The sequence below is a fragment of the bacterium genome, assembly GCA_040756715.1.
Taxonomy (GTDB): Bacteria; UBA9089; UBA9088; order UBA9088; family UBA9088; genus JBFLYE01.
Window position 1 is genome coordinate 17,480 of the sequence record JBFLYE010000164.1, and the last position, 4,462, is coordinate 21,941.

The window sequence follows — 4,462 nt, forward strand, 5'->3', positions numbered from 1 at the left end:
TTTTTATAGAATATGGAAAATTTGGAGAAATTCCTATAAATCAGGGCTTTTGCAATGTTAAATTAGAAAATGGAATCTTTGTAGAAAACCTTGAGCTTTTGGTGGATGGGATAACATCAATTTATAGCTCATTTGAGATAAAAGAAGATAAAATAGATGCACCAATTCTTATCACAAATATAAAAACAGATAGAATTTTAAAAAACCTCAAAGCAAAGGTAGATTTTAAGGGAAGGCTTATTGGCTTTCTAAAAAACCCCTCCATATTCGGACAAATTTATTCTACATCGCCAAAGATCATCGCTGATATAATGATAATTGAGGATACCTTTACCATAAAAAATGGAAGGGTTAATAACACCACCTTTGAGCTTGATGTTTTTCTTAGCTCAAAAACCATATCGGGTTTTGCCGGGTTTAATAATGAGAACCTCTCAAGCCTTTCAAACATCTTCCTCATTCCCCCCCATATCTCTGGAATAGCACAGGGGAGCGCCACATTTTCTGGTTTTATCACAAATCCAGAGATTATAGGGAGGATTAAGGTCTTAAACCCAACATTCTTTCAAGGAATAAACGCAGATTCTATTAGCCTTTGTTTTAAGGTAAAGGATAAGGCTTTTTCATCAAGCGGAGATATTACACTTGATGATGGATTTATCTCTATTGATACAGACATTTTTTCTGGGGGAGAAATTGAAAGTAAAGGAAATGCTTGTTCCTTCAAAATTGCCGAGCTTCCCATTAGTGGCTCTTTCTCATTTAATGGCTTATATAAAGATAAAACAATGGATGGCACGCTTTTTACAAGGAATATCATTATATCAGGCTATAGAATTCCCGATATTACAGAAGCTATGCAATATCAGGAATTGGAAGGGATAAATCTTTCTGGTATGGTTTCTGGGTCTATAAAGAAAGGTGTTTGTAACCTTGTTGTTTCTTTTGATAATTTACAAATAGGTCCTGCCAAAGTTACAGGAAAGATTACAGCAAAGGGAGAGGTAAGGGATTTAGAGATAGATGGAGAAATAAGCATTGTTGGTTCAGATCTTTTTCTTCCTATATTTCAAGAACCACTTGATGATGTATCTTGTAGGCTTTCTATAGATGATAGCGAGATTAAAATCTTAAGTTTTGCTGGAAGGACAAAGAAAACAAAGATTATCTTACAACAAATTTCAGAAAATAGGCTTGAGGTTAAGACAAGTGGAGAGCCAATAAAAATAGATATTCCTGGTATTATAAAAGGAGAGGCATCCTGTGAGCTTATCATTGAAAATATTGAGGATGAGCTGGTAAGCAAGGGTAAAATTATTGTTTCTAACGCAAGATTTACATATCCTCCAACAAAGCAAGGTTTGGGTGGAGGGTTTTTAAACCAATTTATCTATGGACCAAAGATTGAAGCTGGTCATAATGTATGGTTTTATAATGAGTTTTGTGATATAGAGATAGGAAAAGGGGGTTGGATAAGGCTTGTTAAGGAGAAAGATATGATAAAAGCAAGTGGTTTTTGCCATTCAAAAAGGGGAATAGTTGAATACCTTTCCTCTAATTTTTCTATTGGTAGCGCAGATTTTGAATTTAGGGATGGAATTCCTTATCTTACCGGATATGCAGGTGCAACAATTGATGGAATTCCTTTAAGGCTTTCTCACAGCGGAATACTCTCTTTACCCTTAAAACTTTCCCTTTCCTCTCCTTCCTTTCCAGAGAAAAGCGAAGATGAGCTTGTTAGGATAATCCAAGGAAAAAAGGAAAAACCAGTTGGGATTATTGCAAGCGTGGTTGGAAAGAGGATAACAAAAGGGCTTGCCTCCTCTATTCAGAGCCTTGTAAGGCTAGACCTTGAGGTTATAACCCCATTTGCTGAAAATATATTCCAAGGAACACAAACATATAGCTATAGCCTTGTTGGAACAGAGGTAAAGATAGGAAGGTATTTAACCGAGAGGTGTTATCTTATATATGAGGGCCGTATTGAGGATTATAAAAGTGAAAAATATAGGTATAAGCATAGGATAGGCTTTGAATATGATGTAGGAAAAAGAACACGGATTAGATACCTCTATACACCAAAAGGGGAAAGGGAAGATGAAGATTATGAGATTGGCATTAAGAAAGATGTCAGTTTTTAGTTATGTGTTTAAATATCATCCATTTTTGAGTTTTTTTCTTTGCTTCCTTTAAGATTATTTTAACATTCATAAACACATACAAATCAAAGGATTAAACACCCTGTCCCTTCGGGACACCCCTCTAACACCCCGTCTGCCTTCGGCAGACACCCCTCTAAAAGAGGGGAATGGGAGGTAATGTGAAATGAAAAGAGCAATCTTTGGGATTTTGATGATTTTGACATTCCCTGCCTATTGTAGCTTAACCAAACAGGATATTGAGGAGATAAGGAAGATTGTAAAAGAAGAGGTGCAGGGCTTAAGGCAGGAGATGAACACAAGGATAAATGACCTTGATGAGAAACTTACCAGCAGGATAGATTCTTTGCAAAACCTTCTTTATGTCATTCTATATATAACGCATTAAATATTTGCACAAAGAACTTTAATTGCATCATTAGGGTGCTTTCATTGAGCAAATTGGGCAGTGAGAGTCTCTTCGAGCTCTTTTAGGGTAGGAAAGTAACGATTGTGTATTACCCGCCGACGGGTGATTTTCCAGACCCGTTCGATTGGATTGAGTTCTGGTGAATATGGAGGCAAAAAAACTATCTTGAGATAATCTTGGTGTTCTGCAAGAAAAGGTTTTAAACTCTTTGCCCTGTGATAACTGGCACGATCTAAAATCAAAAGAGTGGGTTTGTGAATATATCCGAGCAAATGGCAGAGAAAATTGTTGAATGCTTTGGAATTGAAAGTAGGAGCTGTTTGAGTTACAAATTGACCACTTTTCAAACTGACTGCTCCAAAGAAACCAATCTTTTCTTTGGTAGATGCCGAAAGGATATGAGGTTGTTTTCCCTTGAGAGCCCAAGCACGAATAAGAGTACTGGTTCTTTGAAAATGAACTTCGTCTTCTGCCCAAACCTCGATACCAGAATCTTTCAACCATTCTTGGAATTTTTTTTAAAAGCTTCTTGTTCTGCGGGATTAGCTTTGGCTGGTTTACGGCGAGGTCTCTGTAAGGTAAAACCCAGGTTGTGGAAAAGGTTTTGGCATTGTCTAACTTTAAGGCATACAGAAAAATGTTTTTCCAAATGATAAGAGAGTAATGGTCCATCCCAAATATTCTGGTGATAACCAAATTCTCGACGTGAAAGCAATAAATGCTGACGCAACTCTTTTTGTTGAGCAAGAGTGAGTCTACGGGGTCGGCCAGAACGTCTCCCTTCCCATAATCCAGCCAGCCCCTTTGTTTTGAGACGGTGAATCCAATTATAGACGCTGTGGGGAGAGTGGTCGTAGATTTTAGCAGACTCGTAGAAGTTGTGTGTTTTAAGGGCATGAAGAGCAACATGCAATCTATGGTAATATTTACCTTCAGCAGTATGGGATATTTCATCTTGGATTCCAGCAATGAATGTTTCGACATCTGGAATTTCAATTCTTTTCATTGGAACAGTCCTCCTTTTACAACTTTATAATCTTAAAAAATAGACTGTTCCAATTATATCACAAACTTTAATTATATGCAACTATTTATGCGTTACATATAGCAGAAGATTCCTATGTTTCCTTTACCATCTATAACATTACCGGACAAAAGGTAAGAACAATTGATCTAGGCTTTAGAAAGAAAGGCTCATACACCAAGGCAAAGGAAGGCTTAAGCCATATTCTTTGATGGAAAAAATTCAGAAGGAAAACCCCTCTCAAAAGGCCTTTACTTCTACAAGCTTTCTGCGGGAGAATTCTCTGATTGTAAGGCTATGGTGATTGGGAAGTAGCTTACCTTAGGATAAACCTTGGGGTATTGTATCGTTCCATTTTATCCTTATCAGCATAAACCACCCTCCCATTCTTTAGTTGATCCAACACTGTTTTGAGATAAAAATTTGACAAATGCCCTCAAATATGGTAAATTTTATAGGTGAAATTGTATATGTTAGCCTTTAATTTGTAATTTTTTCTTCTTTAAAAAGAAGAATGTAGCAAAATTCTTCTTGAAGGTGGTGCAGGGGAAGTATATGCCCTCCGCCTTGCCTGTACGATTTAAATTTTACTATTTCGGGGTGACAGATTGGGGAGTCGTCTAGCGGTAGGACACAAGACTCTGGATCTTGGTGCCGAGGTTCGAATCCTCGCTCCCCAGAAGTAAAAAATTTTGGATAAGAAAAATTGAATGGGAAGGCTTCTTATTTTTATAGGGCTTGCAATTGCAGGAATCGGCGCTTTTCTTTGCTTCTTCCCTAAAATGCCGGGTGATATTTTAATAAAAAGGGAAAATTTCTGATATTTCGCAACCTTAACCTTAAGTTTCTCCTTTTTTCCCTTCAGAAGGA

The 4,462-nt window shown here is 37.1% G+C and carries 5 protein-coding genes and 1 tRNA gene; 4 read left to right on the top strand and 2 right to left on the bottom strand.

The features are described from left to right. Both AB1397_06080 and AB1397_06085 read left to right on the top strand, forming a co-directional pair. Positions 1-2,141, top strand: a 2,141-nt coding sequence (locus tag AB1397_06080) for a translocation/assembly module TamB domain-containing protein (GenBank protein MEW6482552.1), incomplete at its 5' end; no start/stop codon positions are given. Between the two features lie 184 nt (positions 2,142-2,325). Next, positions 2,326-2,547, top strand: a complete 222-nt coding sequence (locus AB1397_06085) for a hypothetical protein (GenBank protein ID MEW6482553.1) — start codon at positions 2,326-2,328, stop codon at positions 2,545-2,547. Positions 2,548-2,588: 41 nt separating this feature from the next. On the opposite strand, the gene AB1397_06090 is transcribed toward AB1397_06085, so the two are convergent. After that, positions 2,589-3,068, bottom strand: a complete 480-nt coding sequence (locus AB1397_06090) for an IS630 family transposase (protein ID MEW6482554.1) — start codon at positions 3,066-3,068, stop codon at positions 2,589-2,591. Then, on the bottom strand, positions 3,065-3,574 hold the full coding sequence (locus AB1397_06095; protein ID MEW6482555.1) for a winged helix-turn-helix domain-containing protein: 510 nt from the start codon (positions 3,572-3,574) through the stop codon (positions 3,065-3,067). The genes AB1397_06090 and AB1397_06095 overlap by 4 nt, the downstream gene beginning before the upstream one ends. A gap of 627 nt (positions 3,575-4,201) precedes the next feature. Between AB1397_06095 and AB1397_06100 the strand changes: the two genes are divergently transcribed. Both AB1397_06100 and AB1397_06105 read left to right on the top strand, forming a co-directional pair. After that, positions 4,202-4,272: transfer RNA gene (locus AB1397_06100), tRNA-Gln, on the top strand. A gap of 30 nt (positions 4,273-4,302) precedes the next feature. Beyond that, complete coding sequence (locus AB1397_06105) at positions 4,303-4,413, top strand: DUF2905 family protein (GenBank protein MEW6482556.1); 111 nt, start codon at positions 4,303-4,305, stop codon at positions 4,411-4,413. The last annotated feature ends 49 nt before the right edge of the window (positions 4,414-4,462 follow it).

Bases quoted from the DNA above. Each gene is read 5' to 3' on its own strand.
- AB1397_06085 (MEW6482553.1), top strand. From the start codon at position 2,326: ATGAAAAGAGCAATCTTTGGGATTTTGATGATTTTGACATTCCCTGCC.
- AB1397_06095 (MEW6482555.1), bottom strand. From the start codon at position 3,574: ATGAAAAGAATTGAAATTCCAGATGTCGAAACATTCATTGCTGGAATC.
- AB1397_06105 (MEW6482556.1), top strand. From the start codon at position 4,303: ATGGGAAGGCTTCTTATTTTTATAGGGCTTGCAATTGCAGGAATCGGC.